This window comes from Iodobacter sp. BJB302, assembly GCF_002735645.1.
Lineage (GTDB): Bacteria > Pseudomonadota > Gammaproteobacteria > Burkholderiales > Chitinibacteraceae > Iodobacter.
Genome location: NZ_PDZG01000007.1, coordinates 61,715 through 82,284, shown reverse-complemented (window position 1 = coordinate 82,284; position 20,570 = coordinate 61,715). Strand labels below are relative to the sequence as shown.

The 20,570-nt window shown below is 46.1% G+C and carries 15 protein-coding genes and 1 tRNA gene; 6 read left to right on the top strand and 10 right to left on the bottom strand.

Going from position 1 to position 20,570, the window contains the following annotated elements; all coding sequences use genetic code 11:
- The first annotated feature begins 37 nt into the window (after positions 1-37).
- Complete coding sequence (cysD, locus tag CSQ88_RS03930; protein ID WP_099396799.1) at positions 38-955, top strand: sulfate adenylyltransferase subunit CysD; 918 nt, start codon at positions 38-40, stop codon at positions 953-955.
- 133 nt (positions 956-1,088) lie between these two features.
- Positions 1,089-2,525, top strand: coding sequence for a sulfate adenylyltransferase subunit CysN (gene cysN / locus CSQ88_RS03925; protein ID WP_099396798.1), 1,437 nt, complete (start codon positions 1,089-1,091; stop codon positions 2,523-2,525).
- Positions 2,526-2,583: 58 nt separating this feature from the next.
- Here cysN and CSQ88_RS03920 read toward each other — a convergent pair whose 3' ends face one another.
- The 4 genes from CSQ88_RS03920 to CSQ88_RS03905 form a co-directional block, all read right to left on the bottom strand.
- Positions 2,584-4,308, bottom strand: a complete 1,725-nt coding sequence (locus tag CSQ88_RS03920) for a PglL family O-oligosaccharyltransferase (protein WP_099396797.1) — start codon at positions 4,306-4,308, stop codon at positions 2,584-2,586.
- A 103-nt stretch (positions 4,309-4,411) separates the two neighbouring features.
- Positions 4,412-4,840: a pilin gene (locus tag CSQ88_RS03915; RefSeq protein ID WP_099396796.1), complete on the bottom strand. Its 429-nt coding sequence runs from the start codon at positions 4,838-4,840 to the stop codon at positions 4,412-4,414.
- Between the two features lie 202 nt (positions 4,841-5,042).
- Entirely contained in the window at positions 5,043-8,705 is a 3,663-nt protein-coding gene (locus CSQ88_RS03910; RefSeq protein ID WP_099396795.1) for a fused MFS/spermidine synthase, read from the bottom strand.
- A 121-nt stretch (positions 8,706-8,826) separates the two neighbouring features.
- Positions 8,827-9,240, bottom strand: coding sequence for a prepilin-type N-terminal cleavage/methylation domain-containing protein (locus tag CSQ88_RS03905; protein WP_099396794.1), 414 nt, complete (start codon positions 9,238-9,240; stop codon positions 8,827-8,829).
- 199 nt (positions 9,241-9,439) lie between these two features.
- Between CSQ88_RS03905 and CSQ88_RS03900 the strand changes: the two genes are divergently transcribed.
- Positions 9,440-9,515: transfer RNA gene (locus CSQ88_RS03900), tRNA-Thr, on the top strand.
- Positions 9,516-9,702: 187 nt separating this feature from the next.
- Here the strand turns inward: CSQ88_RS03900 and CSQ88_RS03895 are convergent.
- The 3 genes from CSQ88_RS03895 to CSQ88_RS03885 all read right to left on the bottom strand — a co-directional run bounded on the left by CSQ88_RS03895 (position 9,703) and on the right by CSQ88_RS03885 (position 12,417).
- Positions 9,703-10,305 (bottom strand): nucleoside triphosphate pyrophosphatase, encoded by a 603-nt coding sequence (locus CSQ88_RS03895; RefSeq protein WP_099396793.1) that lies wholly within the window; start codon positions 10,303-10,305, stop codon positions 9,703-9,705.
- 94 nt (positions 10,306-10,399) lie between these two features.
- Positions 10,400-10,870: a 23S rRNA (pseudouridine(1915)-N(3))-methyltransferase RlmH gene (rlmH, locus tag CSQ88_RS03890; RefSeq protein ID WP_099396792.1), complete on the bottom strand. Its 471-nt coding sequence runs from the start codon at positions 10,868-10,870 to the stop codon at positions 10,400-10,402.
- The gene (locus CSQ88_RS03885; protein ID WP_180273518.1) at positions 10,867-12,417 is read right to left on the bottom strand and encodes an EAL domain-containing protein; all 1,551 of its coding nucleotides are present in this window, start codon (positions 12,415-12,417) and stop codon (positions 10,867-10,869) included. The genes rlmH and CSQ88_RS03885 overlap by 4 nt, the downstream gene beginning before the upstream one ends.
- 67 nt (positions 12,418-12,484) lie before the next feature.
- On the opposite strand from CSQ88_RS03885, the gene CSQ88_RS03880 reads away from it, so the two are divergent.
- A complete protein-coding gene (locus CSQ88_RS03880; RefSeq protein WP_099396790.1) occupies positions 12,485-13,171 on the top strand; it encodes a TIGR01621 family pseudouridine synthase in 687 nt (228 codons plus the stop codon).
- Between the two features lie 184 nt (positions 13,172-13,355).
- Here the strand turns inward: CSQ88_RS03880 and CSQ88_RS03875 are convergent, their stop codons facing one another.
- Together CSQ88_RS03875 and CSQ88_RS03870 are read right to left on the bottom strand one after the other, a co-directional pair.
- Entirely contained in the window at positions 13,356-14,123 is a 768-nt protein-coding gene (locus tag CSQ88_RS03875) for a LytTR family DNA-binding domain-containing protein (protein ID WP_099396789.1), read from the bottom strand.
- A complete protein-coding gene (locus CSQ88_RS03870) occupies positions 14,092-15,135 on the bottom strand; it encodes a sensor histidine kinase (RefSeq protein WP_180273517.1) in 1,044 nt (347 codons plus the stop codon). The genes CSQ88_RS03875 and CSQ88_RS03870 overlap by 32 nt, the downstream gene beginning before the upstream one ends.
- 191 nt (positions 15,136-15,326) lie before the next feature.
- Here CSQ88_RS03870 and CSQ88_RS03865 point away from each other — a divergent pair, with 191 nt between their 5' ends.
- Together CSQ88_RS03865 and parE are read left to right on the top strand one after the other, a co-directional pair.
- Complete coding sequence (locus CSQ88_RS03865) at positions 15,327-16,823, top strand: YifB family Mg chelatase-like AAA ATPase (protein WP_099396787.1); 1,497 nt, start codon at positions 15,327-15,329, stop codon at positions 16,821-16,823.
- A 219-nt stretch (positions 16,824-17,042) separates the two neighbouring features.
- Positions 17,043-19,019: a DNA topoisomerase IV subunit B gene (parE, locus tag CSQ88_RS03860; protein WP_099396786.1), complete on the top strand. Its 1,977-nt coding sequence runs from the start codon at positions 17,043-17,045 to the stop codon at positions 19,017-19,019.
- Positions 19,020-19,088: 69 nt separating this feature from the next.
- On the opposite strand, the gene CSQ88_RS03855 is transcribed toward parE, so the two are convergent.
- Complete coding sequence (locus CSQ88_RS03855; RefSeq protein ID WP_099396785.1) at positions 19,089-20,429, bottom strand: M48 family metallopeptidase; 1,341 nt, start codon at positions 20,427-20,429, stop codon at positions 19,089-19,091.
- Positions 20,430-20,570 lie beyond the last annotated feature (141 nt).

Here is a 20,570-nt window from a genome sequence, read left to right as displayed (position 1 = left end):
ATAAGCTTCGTAACCGATTATTTTGCCCGGATAAAGTATGACTACCCTCAGTGAAGCAAGGCTGACTCACCTTAAGCAACTCGAAGCAGAGTCCATCCATATTATTCGAGAAGTAGCCGCAGAATTTGATAACCCGGTCATGCTCTATTCCATCGGTAAAGATTCTGCCGTAATGCTGCATCTGGCCCTGAAAGCCTTTGCCCCGGGCAAAATGCCTTTTCCGCTGATGCATGTGGATACCACATGGAAATTCGGCGAAATGATCACATTTCGCGACAAAATGGCAGCAAAGTGCGGCTTTGACCTGATTGTTCATATCAATGAAGAAGGCGTAAAAGCAGGCATCAACCCATTTAGCGCAGGCTCAGCCAAACACACCGACGTAATGAAAACCGAAGGCCTGAAGCAGGCGCTGAATAAATACAAATTTGATGCCGCCTTTGGTGGCGCACGCCGTGACGAAGAAAAATCCCGAGCCAAAGAGCGCGTGTATTCATTCCGCGATAAAAACCATCGCTGGGATCCAAAAGTGCAGCGCCCGGAGCTATGGAATATCTACAACTCCAAAATCGACCAGGGCGAAAGTATCCGCGTTTTCCCGCTGTCTAATTGGACAGAGCTGGATATCTGGCAATATATCTATATGGAAAACATCGATATCGTGCCGCTCTACTACGCCGACGTTCGCCCCGTGGTAGAGCGAAATGGCACCCTGATCATGGTAGATGACGACCGTATGCCATTAGAGCCAGGTGAAGTGCCGCAAATGAAATCGGTGCGCTTTAGAACGCTGGGCTGTTATCCGCTCACCGGCGCGGTGGAATCCACCGCGCAAACGCTGCCAGAAATCATCCAAGAAATGCTGCTGACCACCACCAGCGAACGCCAAGGCCGCATGATCGACCACGATTCATCTGGCTCGATGGAAAAGAAAAAAATGGAAGGGTATTTCTAAAAGCGGGGAGTAGGGATTAGAGAGTGGGGAGTAGATAAGGAGAGATTTTACTCCCTACTCCCCCTCCCTACTCCCTAAACAGTCCGACACCTATCTGCATTCCCTTGATACTCCCCACTCTCGGAATATAAACATGTCACACCAATCTGATCTGATCGCCAGCGATATCGAAGCCTATTTAAAGCAGCATGAGAACAAAGACCTGCTGCGTTTTATTACCTGTGGCAATGTGGACGACGGTAAATCCACCCTGATCGGCCGCCTGCTGCACGATTCAAAACTGATTTTTGAAGACCAGCTGGCCGCCATTCAAAAAGACAGCAAAAAGTTTAACACCACCGATCAGGAAATCGATCTGGCCCTGCTGGTGGATGGCCTGCAAGCTGAGCGCGAGCAAGGCATTACCATCGACGTGGCATACCGCTACTTCAGCACCGATAAGCGCAAATTTATCATCGCCGATTGCCCCGGCCACGAGCAATACACCCGCAATATGGCCACAGGTGCCTCCACCTGTGATCTGGCCGTGATTCTGATCGACGCGCGCTACGGCGTGCAAACCCAGACCCGCCGCCACAGCTATATCGTCAGCCTGCTGGGTATTAAGCACGTGATTATCGCCATCAATAAAATGGATTTAGTTGAGTTCAGCGAAGCGCGCTTTAATGAAATTCGCGCAGAGTATCTGACGCTGGCTAAATCCCTCAATATCGCCGACATTCAGTTTGTGCCGATTTCTGCCCTGCGCGGCGATAATGTAGTGACACCAAGCGAGCAAGCGCCCTGGTATAGCGGCCTGACCTTTATGCAGCACCTGGAAGCCGTGCAAATCAATCGCGACAGCCGCCTGGAAGCCTTCCGCCTGCCGGTGCAATACGTGAACCGCCCTAACCTTGATTTCCGTGGCTTTTGCGGCACCATCGCCGCTGGCCGCGTTTTCCCTGGCGACGAAATCATCGCCCTGCCCTCCGGCAAGACCGCCAAGGTCAAAGCAATTGTCACCTATGAGGGCGAATTAGACACCGCCTTCACCGGCCAGGCGATTACCCTGACGCTGGATCGCGAGATCGACATCAGCCGTGGCGATATGATCGTCAAAGCCAGCGAGCTAGCCCCGCAAACCGGCCAGGCACTTGATGCCCACATCGTCTGGATGAACGAAGCACCACTCACCGTTGGCAAAGAATACGGCTTTAAACTGGCAGGCAAAAATGTCTTCGGCCGGGTCAGCCAGATTAGTCACCGTGTAGATGTAAACAGCATGGAGCACGTAGAGGCCAGCGAGCTGAAACTCAACGAAATCGGCCTCTGCCGCGTCATTCTGAATGCACCCGTCGTGTTTGATAGCTACCGCGACTGCAAAGGCACCGGCAGCTTTATCGTGATCGACCGCCTGAGCAACGCCACCGCAGGCGCAGGCATGATAGAACAAGCCGCAGCCCATTCCGCCAGCGATAAGCAGGATGAACTGGCCAAATGGCGGGCGTTTGAAGTGGATTTAAATGCGCTGGTGCGTAAACACTTCCCAGAATGGGGCGCAAGGGATGTGAGGGAGATTTTTAAGGAGTGATGGTTGTTAAATACCCATAAAATATAAAAATGGCCCACTCATTGAGCGGGCCATTTTTTTAATACTTATGCTGCAATACAGTTTTTATTTTATCTAAACGCGGATCATCCTGAACAGAAGCAAAGCTCTCTCTAAATGAGCCAATAAACTGCGGATATTGATCAAGTATATTCTTCACAATTGCCGCACCTTCATCTGGCCTGTTTTTATAGCTAATAAAAATAGCGTGCCTGAATATCATTTCTGCATGAGGGCGGAATTTCAAAATTTTGCTGCTTAAATAAAGCTTATAGTCCAGGTTTCTATCGTCTAAGCTAAGCATTGCTAAAGTATAAAAATCAGCCATGTCCTCAACAAGTAAATCCCCCCCTAGCGATACACTTTCTTTCACTAAAGCTTCGGAATATGCTCCGCTTTCATACCGGTTATTCAAATCAATCAACTTTACAACCGAATATAAGCCATAAATACTTGCAACAAGAATAAATACTGGAAATATATATTTAACTCCAGGCCTTGCTGTTGATGTGTAACTATACAAGTCCAGCTTTACTGTAGACGCCAAAATAGTAAATAAGATAAAGAAAGAAGCATACCAAAGTGGGTATTCAAGCTGGCTATGAATAAACATGGTAGACAGTGCAATGAGTACAAAGGCCGCATGGATATCCAGCTTATTTTTTATAATTCCATATACTACAGCTATTGTGCCAAACAACAGGCTGATTCCCCCTAATATGCCCGTTTCTGCCAGCAGTTGTAAAAAGATATTATGGCAATGTGCAAATAACTGATAAACAATCTCCCCGCCTTTATAAGGAAACTGCGCGCCTAATTGATAACTAGCCGCAGCATAAGTACCCACTCCAGTCCCAAACCAGGGGTTTGCCAAGAAGGTGTGCCAAGCTTTTTGCCACTCCGGCCAGCGAGTATCATTAACACCAGCGCCCAAGCGCTTTAAGCCACTTCCCTCGGTTAGTAAAGGGAAATACTCAACCATTATTTTATTCAAATATGGGCTAAGTACCTGAAATACAATACAACACGCCAAAAACCATAAGAAAGCTTTACTAAATTTTTTAGTATTATCGCCTTTGAAGTGCAATAGGGCGACAACGGCAAATCCCATCGCAATATATAATAAAGCTGTTCTGGACATAGACAAAGAAATAGCCAAGCCAATAGCAATAATAGTGCCAATAAACGTTATTTTTTTTATTTCTGCCTGAGCATATAAATAGCAAGTTGCTGCACCACTCATAAACAAATAGTCTGCAAATTGATTACGCTGAAACATGAAACCGTTTGGTGTTCTATTTACATTGATATGAGGAACCCATAAAGGCAAGCCATCAACCCATTGTGAGTAAATAGTAAAAAATCCTGAAATTTTAGCCACACAAAAAACAAACTGTAATAAACCACCAAAAAACATCCCCCTTGCAATGAGTGGAATTATTTTTTCTTTACAGCCACTTATATTATAAACATGGTGAGATAAAGCAGCACCAACAAGTAAAAAATATATACTAATCAAGCCAATTGAATCATAACTTGGATTATTTATTATTTTACTAAGCACAACGGCGAAGACTAGCCCTAAAAACATAACAGGAATTGGCCCAATATGTAATTTTCTTTCTTCACCCTTCTTCATCAAAAGTAAGCCAGCTAAGAACAGTGCAACAATTTCTGCAATCCATGTCCCATAAGGCCTATATGGATAAAGAGAAATAAATGGCAACACAGCAACTAAATACAATGTTCTAGAAAAGCATTTCATATTTTTCTTTACATAGAAAAAGACGCACAAAAAATATTGTGCGTCTTTTATATAAAATCAAAGTTTAAAATATTAATATATAAAAAACTAAGAAATTAAAAACTTAGCCTTGGCATTCTTTAGCAGCAACTTTAGCCTTATCGCCTGAAGCAACATCGGACGTACATGTCCATTTGCCATCAGCCGCAGCACGAGTAAAAGTAATAGTTTTATCTTTTACACTCAAAGGACCACTATTAATTTTGCATTTAATAGTCCCTGTTTCTGCACCAGATGCAAATGCAACCTCATTTGTTACACAACTGCTAGTCGCTTGCTTTAGCCCAACAAGTTCAGTTGTTGGCTGAGTGCCTTCAGAGATCAAAGCATCTACACCAGTAGTACCAGCAGATACTTCAGCTAAGGCAGCACCAAATTTAGACTTCGCTGTGTAATTTTGGTACGAAGGAATCGCAACCGCAGCCAAGATACCGATGATCGCAACAACGATCATCAATTCGATCAGGGTAAAACCTTTTTGCATGTTTTTCATACTGCACTCCTACAACCATTAGGAAGCACTGCCCCTGCTGTGCTTTACCTATGATTTTACGTGGGAGACTACTAAGCAACTAGCGTGCCAGAAACCCACGCTGCTTAAGTAAGATATAAACCTTACTCATCTTGCCGCCTTGGAATAGTAGAGAAAAAGACTCTGTTCTGCTTAATCTCTATCTACTCAATTATTAATACAACTACTTTGCTGAAAACTTTTTTATCATTTCAAGATTATTTGCTAATGATTGAGCGCCGTCTAAAACATTGCCTTTAGGCGTTTCATATTCAAGATAAAGATTATCATCGGTGCTAACCCATGCCTCAGGGTCTCCACTTGATACTTTTAGTAAAAATCGATCAAGGCCCTCGGGCTCTAAGAGTATTTTTTGTGCCAGCTCATTTACAGGACGATCATAAATTTTTAAAACTTCTTTTAATCCAGATGTCTGGCTAATTAAATCAGCGTAACTTTTCTTAGGGCTGCGATCATGATTATTCGTCGCCACAATAATTCCCTGCCCGCCAATTTCATACAACCAGACATATTTAAACTCACTGCGTACTGAAGCTAAAACACTTAATAAATCATTGAGCTGTGTATGGTGTAATTGTACCCACTGCTGTAATACCCCATCAGACTTCAACTTTCTTTTAGCCAGAGCATAAAACTCCTGATTATATAAAGAAGCTGCACCGGCAAACCAAATTGAAGTAATTTCAAGGCCAATCAAATCATAAGACTTATCAGTAAGTAATAAATAATTCCTGCCATCCGTAATATAAGTAGCAACGCCTTTTTTTTCAGTGACATGCTGGTTAATCGCAGGAAAATGCTGATTTGCAAGTCTCACAATATCGGAACTTAGATCAACGATATCCAGATTTTTAAAGCCTGTCTCATTTAATACGCGGCTGGTTGCCCCTGTGCCATAACCTATAACCAGGGCACGCTCTCTTGCATCCGTATGTAATAAAGGAGCAAGAGCAAAGCCAGTTTGAGCCTGCATTTCACCTTTTAATGCATTATTTCCTTGAAATTTACCATTAGTAAGTAATGTCTTAACCTGCTGATTTTTATTTAAGACTACTGTTGTTAACCCACCATCAATACTCTCCGCATGATCAATTGACTCCCCCCAGTTTAATGCAGAAAAATACACATTTGCCCCGGAAGCAAGTTCAGTGTAGTTAAACGATTTTGGTTGAATATAAAAAACAACAACAACAATTAAGGCAAAAATAATATTTAATTTATTACTGTTTTTTATAAAACTTACACTTAGCATTATTGCCAGCGTAAAAGCCAAACATGCTAATATTTTTATTGATAAAAGCACACCAAGTGCAGGAATCAAAACAAAGCTGGTGAGCAACACCCCGACAATATTACCGCTTGTATTCAAGGAATTTGCCAGCCCCAAAGCCACTATTGGGTGATTAGGAAATGCAGTAGCGACGCAATTCATGGCAACAGGATAAATTGCACCAATTAATAAAGCGGGTGGAAACATGGCACAAAAACACACTAAACCACGAATAAACTCCCTGGCACCAAAGGCCTGAGCCGATGGATAATTGGCAAAGCTCGCAAAATACGCAGGAATGCTTTGCCAGCTAAATACCCCTAATAAAATTACAGCAGCAAGACTGAACTCAAGCAATGCTAATATATTTGGACTTTTTAGCCATGGTTTGATTAAGATAGACCCTGCAGCCAGCCCTAATAAAAAGGTGAACAGCATCAAAGAAAAAGCATAGCTGCTATTGCCAGCCACCACGGCAAGTAAAAACATATATTTCACTTCCAAAGCTAAAGTAATTACACCACCGAAAAATAAAACAGTCAGAGCCTGAACCCCCTTTAGTCTATTAACTGGTAACTGCGTATCAATATATACATCCTTAGTATTTAAATAATGAGCACGTTTTTCATGACGCTTAAATAATTGAATACCAATAAATGCAACAAAAAAGTTTATTGCCGCAGCAAATGCCGTGCTTAAAGAAATACCAAACTTCGGAATAATAAAATAACCAGCTAATAAAGCACCAAATGCAGCGCCTATGGTATTTGCAGCATAAAGATTAGCAACTGCCAAATGAAGCTGGCCTTGTTTTTCTCGGCAATGTGCTAATAATAAAGGCATAGTAGCTCCCATCACAATAGTAGGGGGCAAGAGCAATATGGCACCTAATGCTAGCCTGTAAAAAGTAAGCACTCCTGCATCCGGGGAAACTCCGGAGGCAAGAGAAACATATAACGATTGAATTAACTTAAATAATAATGGTGTAATAATACAATAGACACCAATAAACAGCTCGCATGAAATATATCCTAATAATGGGCGGTGAGTTTTAATCCATCCGCCTAAGCCGGCTCCCAGTGCCATACCTCCCATATATGTTGCTAATACCGTATATGTAGCTATGCTGCTGCTGCCAAAAATTAAAGCCAGCTCTTTTGAAAAGACTACTTCATAAATAAGCCCGGAAAATCCAGATAATATAAAAAGATAAAAAATTGGTTTTAAATTATTATTTTCCTGTAAATTAGCTTTAGCTATTGGCATATTTGATACAGATGAAAAATGCTCATCCTGGGCTTTAATCATTCTCCGATAATATAAACTTGAAACAGCAATTGTAAAAATCACGGATATCCATGATAAATAATTATTTTTAGTATATATATCAAGAGATAACCTTAAAGTGACAACCCAAAACAACCACAAACTTAAGCCAATCAAAATACATTTCCATCTGTGCACATTTTCTATTGGCAATCCTCTTAAAAAAATACCTTGCAAAGCGTAAGAAAAAGGAACCGCAACAATTAAATCAATCAGATAGTGTTCACCCAGCCCCAAAGTGGCAATAATCGTGAGTATTCCAATAATAAAGAAAAACCTTGCTTGCCATTTTCCTTTCATGAGAATTGCATTCAGCCACATAGTAAAAGCCCATCCAAAATGCATGGAAGGGAAAGCATTTCTGGGAAAAGTAGCTTGATTTACAACGGGAATTGAAATTATATTATCTAATGGCGGCATATTATGTGGAAAATAATTTCCAAATAAATATTTAGGACCCATTGCTGGAAGCAGTAAATAGGCAAGCAGGCATACTATAAAAATTGAGCTAAACCAAAACAGTAAAAGATATGTTTTTGGAGGCTCTTTTGACTGCATCTGCTGAACATACTGCAAGCCCATACCAAGAGGGAGCGCCAGATAAACAGGGTATATAATAAAATTTAACAAATTTGGATTGTCTGCAATATATTTACTTAAAATAACACTGGCAGAAAACCCTAAACTGGCATCAAATTTATATAAAATAGCATCATAAACCCTGGGGCTAAGAGAGCTTGAAATTGAAACTATTCCAACTCCGTATACAGAAACAATCGCAATAATTAAAACTAAGAATAGTTTTTCCTTAGCTTGCGTTCTTATTGTATGATTTAAATCATAAAAACCTGTGTACATGAGTAAAAAAAATGAAACAATCCCCAGAGTTAATAAAATAATTGTTATTTTTTTAACTGCATCATTATCTTTCACCATAAAATATACATAAATAAAACAAACAACACCGCTTAATAACCATATTAATTTTGCAGCATTTTGTCTGTGAGTGCTTAAAAGCATAACACTGGCAAAACTAAAAATTGATGACATAGTACCTAGCTGCCAGATGCTTAACACTAAACTGTCAAAAGAATATTCTATTAAACCGATATATGAGAAAAATATTTTCACTAAAATACCAAAAATCGCAATGAAAAATGATATTTTTATTTCATGACTAAATTTATAGTTGTCAATTTTAGTAAAATTGCAATCATCTAACTTAGTCATTGTATAAGCCCCTGAGAAAAACAAACTATAGTTGTATATAATTTCTAGACGTATAAAATAATTTTTTCAACAAAAAAAATGAGCTAATTAAAATTAGCTCATTTTGTTAAGTACAAACTTTTTATTTACAATATTTCACACCAAGGCATGTACCTGTTTGAGTCCAATTAATTGCTGAGCTTTCAGCATTCAGAGTTGGCGTTAAAATAAAGGTATAAGACCCTGTTGCGGCAGTACCTGTAAAACTAATAACACCATTTGTTACCGTTCCGCCTGAAGCCAAACCTGCAGTCGCAACTGACGGGGTAGCTGGAATCCCATTTGTACCCCCATTACAACCCGCAAAGGTATTTAAATCTGACTGACACATAGAAACAGCCTGCTTGTACGAATCAGAAACACTCAGCACTTCAGAGAATTTCGCTTTCTTGGTGTAGTCCTGATAAGAGGGGATCGCCACTGCTGCCAGGATACCGATAATGGCTACAACAATCATCAATTCGATCAGGGTAAAACCCTTTTGCATGTTTTTCATTTCTTGCTCCTAACCTTTGATTTAAAAGCTTTTTTCCCTGAGCACTTACATGCAAAATATGTTCTTTGCTTGGGTATGACAATGCAATATAGGTGCCTGACGGCATAGGTTTCAGGGGTAAGCTGATTAACGGCGGGATTAGTCGGCAGACCAACGGTGAGTGCTTTATACTTTGTTGAGTACTGCCTGTTAGGCAGCTGCCGTTGTAGCTCAGTTGGCAGAGCAACTGATTCGTAATCAGTAGGTCGGGTGTTCGATTCACCTCAACGGCACCATCTGATTTAATTAAAAAAAGCCCCACTGGGGCTTTTTTTATTGCGGTAGTCAACTGCAATGTGACGAAAATGGTCAGGTAGCGCCCAAATTTGACATCAGGCAGATCATTTATTCCAAATGTCATATTATAAGCACATTGTGAATAAGCTTAAAACCAGCCAATTTTCAGGCAAAAATTGAAGTCTTTTATGCTGAAACAGCAAGCAAACCCAAGCCATGGCGGGCGAGCAGGGTGGCGGTGTCGTGCAGGGGCAAGCCCATTACGCCGCTAAAGCTGCCCTGCAGATCAGATATAAACAGCCCCGCCGTGCCTTGTATGCCATAACTGCCCGCCTTATCCATAGGCTCACCGCTTGCAATATATGCGGCGATTTGGGCTGGGCTGAGTGCCATAAAGGTAACGCTGCTGACCGACAGCAGCACTTCTGTGCCGGTATTGGTGCGTAAACCCAGGCTGGTAAGCACTTCGTGGCTGCGGCCGGACAGCTGCTCCAGCATGGCCGCAGCGTCTCTGGCATCTAGGGGCTTACCCAGGATTTGCCCGTCCAGCACCACCGTGGTATCTGCTGCTAAAACAGGCAGGGGATGCTTGCCCTGTGCCAGCATGGCTTGCCAGCCTGCTTCTGCCTTGGCTTTGGCTAAGCGCAGCACGTAGTCTTTGGCGGTTTCATTTGGAAAGGGTGTTTCATCGATGGGGGCAGAGATGCGCTCAAATTGAACGCCAATTTGCGCCAGAAGCTCCTGGCGGCGCGGGCTGCCTGAAGCAAGATAGAGTTGGGTCGTTGGCATGGTTTTTTATATCAGGATTTAGAAGAAATGGATGGCCAATTGGGGTGATGGGTATCGCCAAAAACCAGCTCTACCCATCCTGTAAGACCAAGCATCACTCACGATGATAAGGGTGGTTATTAATAATCGATACGGCCCGATAAAGCTGCTCGGCCAGGATCACTCTGACCATGCCATGGGGCAGGGTCATAGCGGAGAGTTGTAATAGCTGATCGGCGCGCTTTTTTACGCTTGGGTCGAGGCCATCGGTGCCGCCGATGATAAATACCGTTTCACGGCCATCAATTTGCCAGGTCTTCATTTTTTCAGCGAGCTGCATCGTAGTCCAGTTGGCACCATGCTCATCCAGCGCCAGAACACGGGCATCTTGCGGGATGGCGGCCAGAATGCGCTCGGCTTCATCCACCATTACTTGCTGTGCCGTTTTGCCACTGCCACGTTTATCGGGCTTCAGCTCAAGCAATTGCAGAGGAAAATCGCGGGGCATGCGTTTAGAAAACTCTTTATATCCGGAGTCAATCCAATCCGGCATCTTGTGCCCAACAGCAATTAAAGTGAGTTTCATACGGCTTCAGGCAAAGGGGCGAAGCTTAGCGGTTTAAGCGATGCGAGGGTAGAGGCGTGCAAAAATTGCTTCAGATCTGCATAGGGCATCGCCTTGGCATAGAGCCAGCCTTGGCCCCATTCAACACCCATTTCTTTCAGCGTATCTGCCTGCACGCTGGTTTCGATTCCTTCTGCCACCACGCTCAGACCCAAGTCTTTAGCCATTTGTACAATATGCGATGCCACATAATGCGTGGCGGCACCACTGCCTAATGCGTGCACAAAGCTTTTATCGATTTTTAATATATCAACAGGCAGATTATGCAAATAGCTGAGGCTGGAATAGCCCGTGCCAAAATCATCAATCAGGATGACGTGGCCCGCTTGCCGCAAGCGGGTAATCACCTCGATCTCGTTCTGGCCCATGACCAGGCTGCGCTCGGTAATCTCCAGCTCTATGCGACTCGGGGCCAGCTGATGTTTTTTGCACAGAGCAGCCAAGTTTTCTACAAACATTGGCGAAGCTAAATCTGCCCCCGCTAAATTCACAGAGACCGCAATATCCGTATTTGCAAGCTGCACTAAATCAGCAGCCACCTTTTCCAGAACATATTGTGTCAGCAGGCTGATCTGGCCGTTTTCTTCGGCATAGCCAATAAACAGATCTGGGCTGATTTTGGAGCCATTTTGCCTTTTCCAGCGTAATAACGCTTCGGCACAACACACCTCACCGGTAGCCAGCGTTACCATAGGCTGATAATACACTTCAAACTCGCCCAATTGCAGGCCTTCAATGATCTCCAGCCCCATGGTAAAGCTGCGGCGGGTAAACCAAATAATAATGCCAATCAAAACAAGACAAATGACGCTGCATAACGGCAGCAAATCTTCAAAATAATCCAGCCATGCACGCTGCAATTCTTCGAGGGGCAAATAGGCCGTAATAATGTACTCAGGGTTCGTTTTGCTCACCCTGGACTGGCTTAGCCATGTATTGTCCGGCTTACTCTTTGCCCCCTGACTGCTTGCCAGTATCCGATGATTCAGCACGGCTTCAATATATAAGCCACGTTTTTTTACCGGCAGAATATCCACCAGATACAGGGAATCCATCACTGCGTAGTAAGGGCCAGCTCCATATAAAACAGAGGGCTTAGGGAGATCTCCTTTAAACTCAAACCAAAGCGAGCGCCCCATGGTGGTTTTCTGATCCCGCTTTGGCAAAGGGTAAACCAGGCGGCTGGCGGCAGAGCATTGCACAATGCCATCAGGTGCATACAAAACATTTCGCACAAACAACTCGTCAAAGGCAATTTCACTTAAACGTTGCTGATGTTCTTCACTGCAGTCATTTAAGGCTGAGTTATTTAGTTTATCCAAAAATTGACTGCTTACTGCAAACACACGATCGCTGCGCAGCATGGCTTGCTCTGCAATATCCTGCAGATAGCTCTGTAACTCTTTTTTTGCCTGCCCTCTGGCCAGCCAGGCTGCAAACATGGTGACTGCCACACAGGCAAGAATCGAGATTAGAATGGCTTGCCAGAATAGTTTCTTTTTGCGCATACGATTATGCTTACATCCTATCTTTAGGAAAATGTCCTTCATCGTAATATTTTTAGCCTAGCCAAGCATGACCATAAATACAAATCACACATTTATCGCCTACGAGCACCCTGATTTTCTGGTTGCCATCAAACCCGCTGGCCTGTCTTTTCATCAGGAAGACGGAGAAGCCGGCTTTGTAGAAGTATTACGCCAGGCTCTAGGTGGCATGCCACTTTGGCCGGTACACAGGCTGGATAAACTTACCTCAGGTTTGCTGCTTTTTGCTAAAAGTGCAGGAGTGGCCCGCTACTTTGGCGAAGCCTTTGCTGAGCATCGTATTAATAAATATTACCTGGCCCTTTCAGATAAAAAACCATCCAAAAAACAGGGCTGGATCAAGGGGGCGATGGAAAAGGGCAGGGGAGGATCGTGGCGCTTATGCCGGGATGGCGAGCTAAAAGCAGCCACGCAATTCTTTAGCTATGGAGATATGGAAACAGGTAAGCGGCTGTTTGTACTAAGGCCGCTCAGTGGGCGCACCCATCAGTTACGCGTGGCACTTAAAAGCCTGGGCAGCCCTATTTTGGGTGATGAGCGCTATGGCGGCACGCCTGCGGATCGCGGCTATTTACATGCATGGGCTTTAGATTTTGATTATCAGGGAGAACAGCAGCGAATTTTGCTGGCCCCGGAAACAGGATCGGCTTTTCAGGGGATTGAAGCGCAACTAGCAGAGATCTCAGCGCCTTGGGATTTAGCCTGGCCGAAATAGCTATGGATAATTTTCATTCAGGTAGTGGCAAACAGCGCATTCGCGAAGCGACTAAAATCTGTTGCACGCTGCGCTTCGGGTACGCCTTAAGCTTTGTGATCTTTTCGCTTAAGCCTGTTGGGTTACGCCTGTTTATCCGCTAAAACCCGCAAAATATCGTCTAACCCAAGCTACGCACTGACACCTACCTGCCTTCGCTTTCCAGTTTTTTAAGCTCTTTAATCACATGCTGCTGCCTGCGGCTTACGGCAAGGCGCTCGGGTAAATCGCGCAAAATCACCTGCCAGTGCACTTCGCTGCCACCTACCGCAGATTTTTCAAAGCCCGACATCATGTCGCGTGCAACGAGGCAATTACGATGAATACGCACAAAGTGATTGCCAAATTCTTCTTCTAAACGGGTCAGCGAATCTTCCAGCAGATACTCACGATCGCGCGTGCGCAAAGTAATGTATTTTTGCTCAGCCTTTAAATAATAAGCATCCGAAACAGGGATTAAATGCACCCGGCCACGCTCTGTAACGCTGAAATGTGTGCGGGCATGGCTAGCTGGCTCTGCCTGCGATCTGGCGGTGCGCATGTCCTGCACCCGTTTTAAAGCAGAAATCAGCCGCTCTTTACGAATCGGCTTTAAAAGATAATCGACGGCCCGCACCTCAAATGCGGCCACACCGTATTCTTCAAAAGCTGTGGCAAAAATCACTACAGGCGGGTGTGAAAAATGGCTTAGCTCGCGGGCCAGCTCAATGCCACTCATTTGTGGCATCTGAATATCCACAATCACCGCATCGGCGTCGGCCTCGGCTAAGGCAGCAAGGGCGGCCATACCGCTGGTAGCGGTGCCCACCACATCGTGCGGGCACTCGTCAGCAACGTCGGCCAGCACATCCTGCAGCCTGCGCAAGGCGGGTATTTCATCATCAACAAGAAAAAGGCGCAGTGGCGTTCCCATGGGGAATCTCCCGGTAAGGCAAGACGATATGTACTTGATAATAGTCGTTATTCGCGTAAGTGCTTAAATTAGCTTCAGCATCAAAGTGGAGCAACAACCGCTGGCGAATATTTTGCAGCGCCATTCCATTGCCCTTATGCTGGCTCACCGTCCCTGCTGGCGGCAGAGAATTTTTAATGCCCAGATGAATATGTTTATCTTTTACTGCAATGCTGATCAGTACAGGCCCGGGATCTAAAATGGGCTCTACTCCGTAATAAATCGCATTTTCCAGCAGGGGCTGTAATAGAAGCGGGGGCAGGGCGGCCATCAAAGATGATGGCGCAATATCCCACTCCACTTTTAGCCTGTCCCCCAAACGCACGGCCTCAATATTCAGATAACGGCGCGCCACTTCCAGCTCACATTCCACCGTGGAAAGCTGCTGCTTATCGACCATGACCACCCTGAACAAATCAGCCAGGTCTTCCAGAACCTGCTCTGCACGCCTTGGCTCGCTGCGAATTAAGGACAGCACCGCATTCAGACTATTAAAAAAGAAATGCGGCCTGATTCTTGCCTGCAAGGCCGCCAATCTTGCTTCTGTCAGCCTTGGTGACAATGATTTCCAGCGTAAACGCAGATAAAGCATCACAGACACTACCAACATCATGGTAAACAGAAGCGCAGGAAGCAAGGCCGTTACAGGCTGTAATACAGAGAACAAGACTTTTCTCTGGCCAAAAACCAACAGCATAGCCAGCACGCTCACAGCCAAAGTGCCCGTGCGATAAGAGAAACGATTCAGCCAGGGCATTACAAGAGACAGCAGCAATAAAGTGCCCAGCAGCGGTGGCTCTACCCACATTGCCGCCTCGCCCAGCCTGAGCGGCCATTCCTCCCATGCAGAAAGCCCCAGCAATACGTAAGCCAGCATACCAAGGTGAATCAGCAGCAAAATACGCAGCATCACCCCAAAATTACGGAAATCAGGAATCGGGACCGGCTCTTCAGTCGATTGTTCAAGCAGCATGCGATGCATCCATTTTCGTACCTACAACGTCTTGATCTAAATTGAAAAAACAACCATCTTCATAAAAACCCACACAGCTGGCGGCCAACCCATTTTTGCACCAGAACTGGATCACACCTAAATCAAAACATCCCATGACTCATCGTCATATTGTTACCTACACTATAAGGAATCCACTCCGAGCCTGCTGAATGTCTCTTGCCATTGTTCATAGCCGCGCCATGATAGGAATAGAAGCAAGCGCCGTGCTGGTAGAAATCCATCTGGCCAACGGTTTACCAGCTTTTAATCTGGTAGGGCTGCCTGATTTGGAAGTCAAAGAAAGCAGGGAGCGCGTGCGGGCTGCTTTGGCTGTGTGTGGTTTTGAATTTCCAAACCGGCGCATCACCGTCAACCTTGCGCCTGCCGACTTACCCAAATCATCGGGTCTGTTTGACTTACCCATTGCTGTAGGCATTCTGGCAGCCAGTGGCCAGCTTCCTTTAGAGCAGCTGAATGATTTTGAGTTCGCCGGCGAATTAGGGCTATCGGGTGAATTACGCTCTATTCGTGGTGCGCTGGGTATGGCCTGGGCCGCCCAAGCCGTGGGCAGAACGCTGATTCTGCCAGCAGAAAGCGCTGCAGAAGCCGCCTTACTCAGCAGCGCCAGCGTGCTGTCTGCCAATCATCTGATGCAAGTTTGCAGACATTTACTCGGCAGTGATCAACTTCCCCTAGCCACCCCGGTCGCCATCGAAGCCTCGCCAGCCATGCCCGATTTAAGTGAGGTAAAAGGGCAGCAACAGGCCAAACGCGCTTTAGAAATTGCTGCGGCGGGCAGGCACAGCCTGCTCCTGATCGGGCCTCCGGGCACGGGTAAATCTATGCTGGCACAGCGCTTACCCAGCTTACTGCCCGATATGAGCGAGCTGGAAGCGCTGGAAGCCGCCAGAATTCAGTCGCTGGGCCGGGAGCGTCTGGATGCCGGCCGCTTTGGGATCAGAGCTTACAGATCACCTCATCACACAGCATCCGCAGTGGCCTTAGTTGGCGGGGGCAGTGTGCCACAACCAGGTGAAATCTCTTTGGCGCATCACGGAGTGTTGTTTTTAGACGAATTACCAGAGTTTGACAGAAAGGTTCTGGAAGTCTTGCGTGAGCCATTAGAAAGCCAGAAAATCCATATCGCCCGAGCGGCACACTCCACCGAATTTCCGGCTGATTTTCAATTAATTGCTGCCATGAACCCCTGCCCGTGTGGCTTTTTAGGCCACCCTAAAAAAGCCTGCCGCTGCACACCAGATCAAATTGCCCGCTACCGGGGTAAATTATCCGGCCCGTTTATGGATCGGATCGATTTAGTTATCGAGGTGCCACTGTTACCTGAAACCACCCTGCTTGCCGCGGCTACCGGCGAGAGCTCAGCCCTTGTCAGAAAACGGGTCGCCACGGCCCACCAGATGCAGGCAGCGCGGCAAAATACACCGAACGCCCGCTTAAATGGCAAGCTGCTGGAGCAGCACTGCCCGCTTGATGAGGAAGCGCGCGGCCTGCTGCAAAGCGCCATCCAGAAATTATCGCTTTCCGCCCGCGCCACCCACCGTGTGCTAAAAGTAGCCAGAACTATTGCCGATCTGGCAGGGGATGAAGCCATCAACACGGCGCATATTGCCGAGGCAATCCAATACCGGCGCGGCCTTGGCGGATAATGAATACACGAGCCTCATTCTGTGGAGATACAACGATGCAGGATTGCCGGTGACCTTCCACGGAAATGTGGTTTTTTAAGACTTTATAGGAAGCGCTAGCAAGCACTAAACAAGGTTAACTCCGGCCCTGCAGGTTTTATTTCTGTGGCCTTGTGGTAGTTATATTTGCCGCAGCTTGCTAGACTCGCGACAACTTTAGTAATCGGTTTCACGTGAAACATGGCAACTCCTAAATACGACGAATCTTCCGTTAAGGTTTTAAAAGGCCTTGATCCCGTCCGGCACCGTCCCGGTATGTACACCCGCACCGATAATCCCCTGCATATCTGCCAGGAGGTGATCGACAACGCCGCCGACGAGGCTTTGGGCGGCTATGCCACTCAAATTGACGTGGTGCTGTACCGCAATCAAAGTGTGCGCGTCAGCGATAATGGCCGTGGTATTCCGGTTGGGCTGCACCCTGAAGAAGGCGTACCGACGGTGCAAGTTGTATTTACCCAGCTGCATGCCGGCGGTAAATTCGATAAAAAAGATGGCGGTGCTTACGCGTTTTCGGGTGGTTTGCATGGTGTGGGCGTTTCGGTCACCAATGCCTTATCTACCCGCTTAGAAGTAGAAGTCAAACGTGAAGGCCAGCAGCATCGCCTTGTATTTGGCTCAGGGGAAGTGATCGAGCCACTGGTGGTGCTAGGCACATGTGCCAAAAAAGACAGCGGCACCAGCGTTTATGTAGAGCCCGATCCAAAGTACTTTGATTCGCCCAATATCCCTCTGGCCGATCTGGAACATCAGCTCAAATCCAAGGCCGTGCTCTTACCCGGCTTAGTCGTCAACCTAGCCATCGAGCAGCCTAATGGCGAACTGATCAATAAAAGCTGGTGCTACCCGGACGGCTTAACGGGTTATTTATCCGAGAAAGTAGCAGGCTACAACCAGCTGATCCCTATTTTTGAAGGCGAGAAATATATCGAGCAGGTTGACGATACATTCTCGCTGGGAGAAGGCTGCGCATGGGCGCTAACCTGGACAGAAGACGGCCCGGTTAACCGCGAATCCTATGTAAACCTGATTACTACGCCATCGGGCGGCACGCACGAATCGGGCCTGCGCGACGGGGTGTTTCAGGCAGTTAAAACCTTTATTGAATTCCACAGCCTGCTGCCTAAGGGCGTGAAAGTGCTGCCGGAAGACTTGTTTGGCCGCTGCTCTTTTGTACTTTCGGCCAAGATTCTGGACCCACAATTCCAAGGCCAGACCAAAGACAAGCTCACCAGCCGCGATGGCTTAAAGCTGGTTTCTACTGTAGTGCGCTCGCCATTTGAAATCTGGCTGAATCAGCACGTTGATCTGGCTAAAAAACTGGCAGAGCTGTGTATCCGTGCGGCACAGGCAAGGCAAAAGAATTCGCAAAAAGTAGAAAAGAAAAAATCATCAGGCGTAGCCGTTTTACCAGGCAAGCTAACTGATTGCGCATCGGATGAAAGCGAGCGCTGCGAGTTGTTTTTAGTAGAGGGTGATTCGGCGGGTGGCTCGGCCAAACAAGGCCGCGATAAGGATTTTCAGGCCATTCTGCCTCTGCGCGGTAAAGTGCTGAACACCTGGGAAGTCGATCGCGATCAGATTTTTGCCAATAATGAAGTGCACGATATGGCAGTGGCCATTGGCGTTGATCCGCATACCCTGGATGATGTCAAAGCCGATTTATCAGGCCTGCGCTACGGCAAGATCATCATTATGTCGGATGCGGACGTAGACGGCAGCCATATTCAGGTACTGCTGCTCACGCTGTTTTACCGCCATTTCCCGCAGCTGATTGCCCATGGCCATGTGTTTGTGGCGCAACCACCGCTCTATCGTGTGGATGTGGCTGGCAGCGGCAAGGCCAAGCCACCGCGTAAATTCTATGCGCTGGATGAAGGCGAGCTGACAGCAATTTTGGATAAGCTGCGTGTAGAAAAAATCCGCGAAAACGCATGGAGCATCAGCCGCTTTAAAGGTCTCGGGGAAATGAATGCCGAGCAATTATTCGACACCACCATGAACCCGGATACCCGCCGCATGCTGCGGGTAGGCATTAACGACGATGTGGCGCTCAACACCCGTGAGCTGATGCATATGCTGATGGGTAAAACTGAAACCAGCAGCCGCAAAGCGTGGCTGGAAGCGCGGGGCAATGAAGCCGAGGCCGATGTTTAAGCCTGATGTGATTTAAACCGCCTTAAAAAAAGGGCCGCAGATTTAATCCTGTGGCCCTTTTTTATTAAATTACTTTAAGAATTTAAGAAATTTACCCAGCGATGTTGTTGATTCCGGCGCTTCACTGCCAGCGTCAGATTCATCAAAAGCGGGGGAGCAATCATGTGGTAAAGCATCTGTATCCACTTTACCCGTTACGCTGCAAGTCCAGCTGACCGAGCCATCATCACCTGCAGAAGGGTTGAGAATAATCTCTTTATCCTGATGAGGCGCGTTAAGCGCTAAGCTTATTTCGGCCGATTCAGGATTGATTTCTATACTTTTAATCAGGCTCTTAGCCGGAATTTTAAAACCCAATGCTTCAACGGCTTCCGGCATATATTGGTTTTCTTCATAGAAGTTTCCTGCCAGCTTGGCCGCAACCATGCCCTCTGTATAAGCCTGGCTTAATTCCACCTGTGTTTTGGCATTCAATGCTTTCGTCTGGTACTTGGAATACGCAGAGATAGAAACCGGCAACAGAATCAGCAGCAAGTAGATATAAACAACCATCGCGCCAATTAAACCAAAACCTGTGTTTGGAATCGTGGCAGAAATAATCCATGCAAAGATATTACGGTGTGGAAATACCGCAGCATCACCGTTTTCTATGCGGGCAACCCGCTTACAAAGCCATGGGTAATCTGCGGTTAATTCATTCACCGCCATCCAGAAGCCATCTGTATCTTGGGCCTGAGCGATATAGGCCTGAGTATTCAGGTTTTTCCAGCGGCTGCTGCCGGCTGCTAATACCGCCAGAGCATGCACAGCGCTTTGTTTATTGCTTGTGCAGGCTAAGCCGTACTGATCGCAGCTGTATTCTCTGGCACGGGAGTACGCAGTGCCGAGCAGGGGAATCCAGCTGGCAAAAACCAGCCACCAGTGATGCACTAAATGCTTTTGTGCGATATGACCCAGCTCGTGGCCGATATAGAAATTGAGCGCCTCGTTATCATCCTGCAAAGCATCAACAATATCGCTGAGCAGCACCACGTAATAGCGGCGTAAAAAACGGGTGGCAAATGCATTTAAAGCGCCATTACCGGTCATTAAATAGAATTCTGGCTGTTTTTTCAGCCCGATAATCTGGCAGCAATTTTGAAAACGGGTATGTAAATCAGGAAACTGCTCAGCAGTAACACGCACACCATTGCCGCGTACATAAGAAATAAAATATGAAAATCCAAATAAGCCAATGAGATAAAGCACCAGCATAATGATCCAGATAATGCCAAAGGTGACCAGCGTTAAAGCCAGCCAGCTTAGGCCCGAAATCACCGCCATGATCACAAATAAACGCTGCTCATTAGCGTATGGCTTGATCACAGCCCTTTGGCTATTTGCTGCTGGTGTTGAAGCTTGGTCTTCCATAATGCCCCTGCAATTTTTTACAAAGCGGCGATTATAACGGCTAAATCACAAAATACTTAACCGAATCTGACTTGTTTTAATTAAATCTTGTTAGTAAAAATACTTACAAACGTAAGTGTACGATTGTCGATTTTTTTGGCT

Bases quoted from the DNA above. Each gene is read 5' to 3' on its own strand.
- CSQ88_RS03905 (WP_099396794.1), bottom strand. From the start codon at position 9,240: ATGAAAAACATGCAAAAGGGTTTTACCCTGATCGAATTGATGATTGTT.
- CSQ88_RS03915 (WP_099396796.1), bottom strand. From the start codon at position 4,840: ATGAAAAACATGCAAAAAGGTTTTACCCTGATCGAATTGATGATCGTT.
- CSQ88_RS03875 (WP_099396789.1), bottom strand. From the start codon at position 14,123: ATGGGAACGCCACTGCGCCTTTTTCTTGTTGATGATGAAATACCCGCC.
- CSQ88_RS03870 (WP_180273517.1), bottom strand. From the start codon at position 15,135: ATGCTGCTTGAACAATCGACTGAAGAGCCGGTCCCGATTCCTGATTTC.
- CSQ88_RS03865 (WP_099396787.1), top strand. From the start codon at position 15,327: ATGTCTCTTGCCATTGTTCATAGCCGCGCCATGATAGGAATAGAAGCA.
- CSQ88_RS03880 (WP_099396790.1), top strand. From the start codon at position 12,485: ATGACCATAAATACAAATCACACATTTATCGCCTACGAGCACCCTGAT.
- cysD (WP_099396799.1), top strand. From the start codon at position 38: ATGACTACCCTCAGTGAAGCAAGGCTGACTCACCTTAAGCAACTCGAA.
- CSQ88_RS03910 (WP_099396795.1), bottom strand. From the start codon at position 8,705: ATGACTAAGTTAGATGATTGCAATTTTACTAAAATTGACAACTATAAA.
- CSQ88_RS03855 (WP_099396785.1), bottom strand. From the start codon at position 20,429: ATGGAAGACCAAGCTTCAACACCAGCAGCAAATAGCCAAAGGGCTGTG.
- parE (WP_099396786.1), top strand. From the start codon at position 17,043: ATGGCAACTCCTAAATACGACGAATCTTCCGTTAAGGTTTTAAAAGGC.
- CSQ88_RS03895 (WP_099396793.1), bottom strand. From the start codon at position 10,305: ATGCCAACGACCCAACTCTATCTTGCTTCAGGCAGCCCGCGCCGCCAG.
- rlmH (WP_099396792.1), bottom strand. From the start codon at position 10,870: ATGAAACTCACTTTAATTGCTGTTGGGCACAAGATGCCGGATTGGATT.
- cysN (WP_099396798.1), top strand. From the start codon at position 1,089: ATGTCACACCAATCTGATCTGATCGCCAGCGATATCGAAGCCTATTTA.
- CSQ88_RS03920 (WP_099396797.1), bottom strand. From the start codon at position 4,308: ATGAAATGCTTTTCTAGAACATTGTATTTAGTTGCTGTGTTGCCATTT.
- CSQ88_RS03885 (WP_180273518.1), bottom strand. From the start codon at position 12,417: ATGCGCAAAAAGAAACTATTCTGGCAAGCCATTCTAATCTCGATTCTT.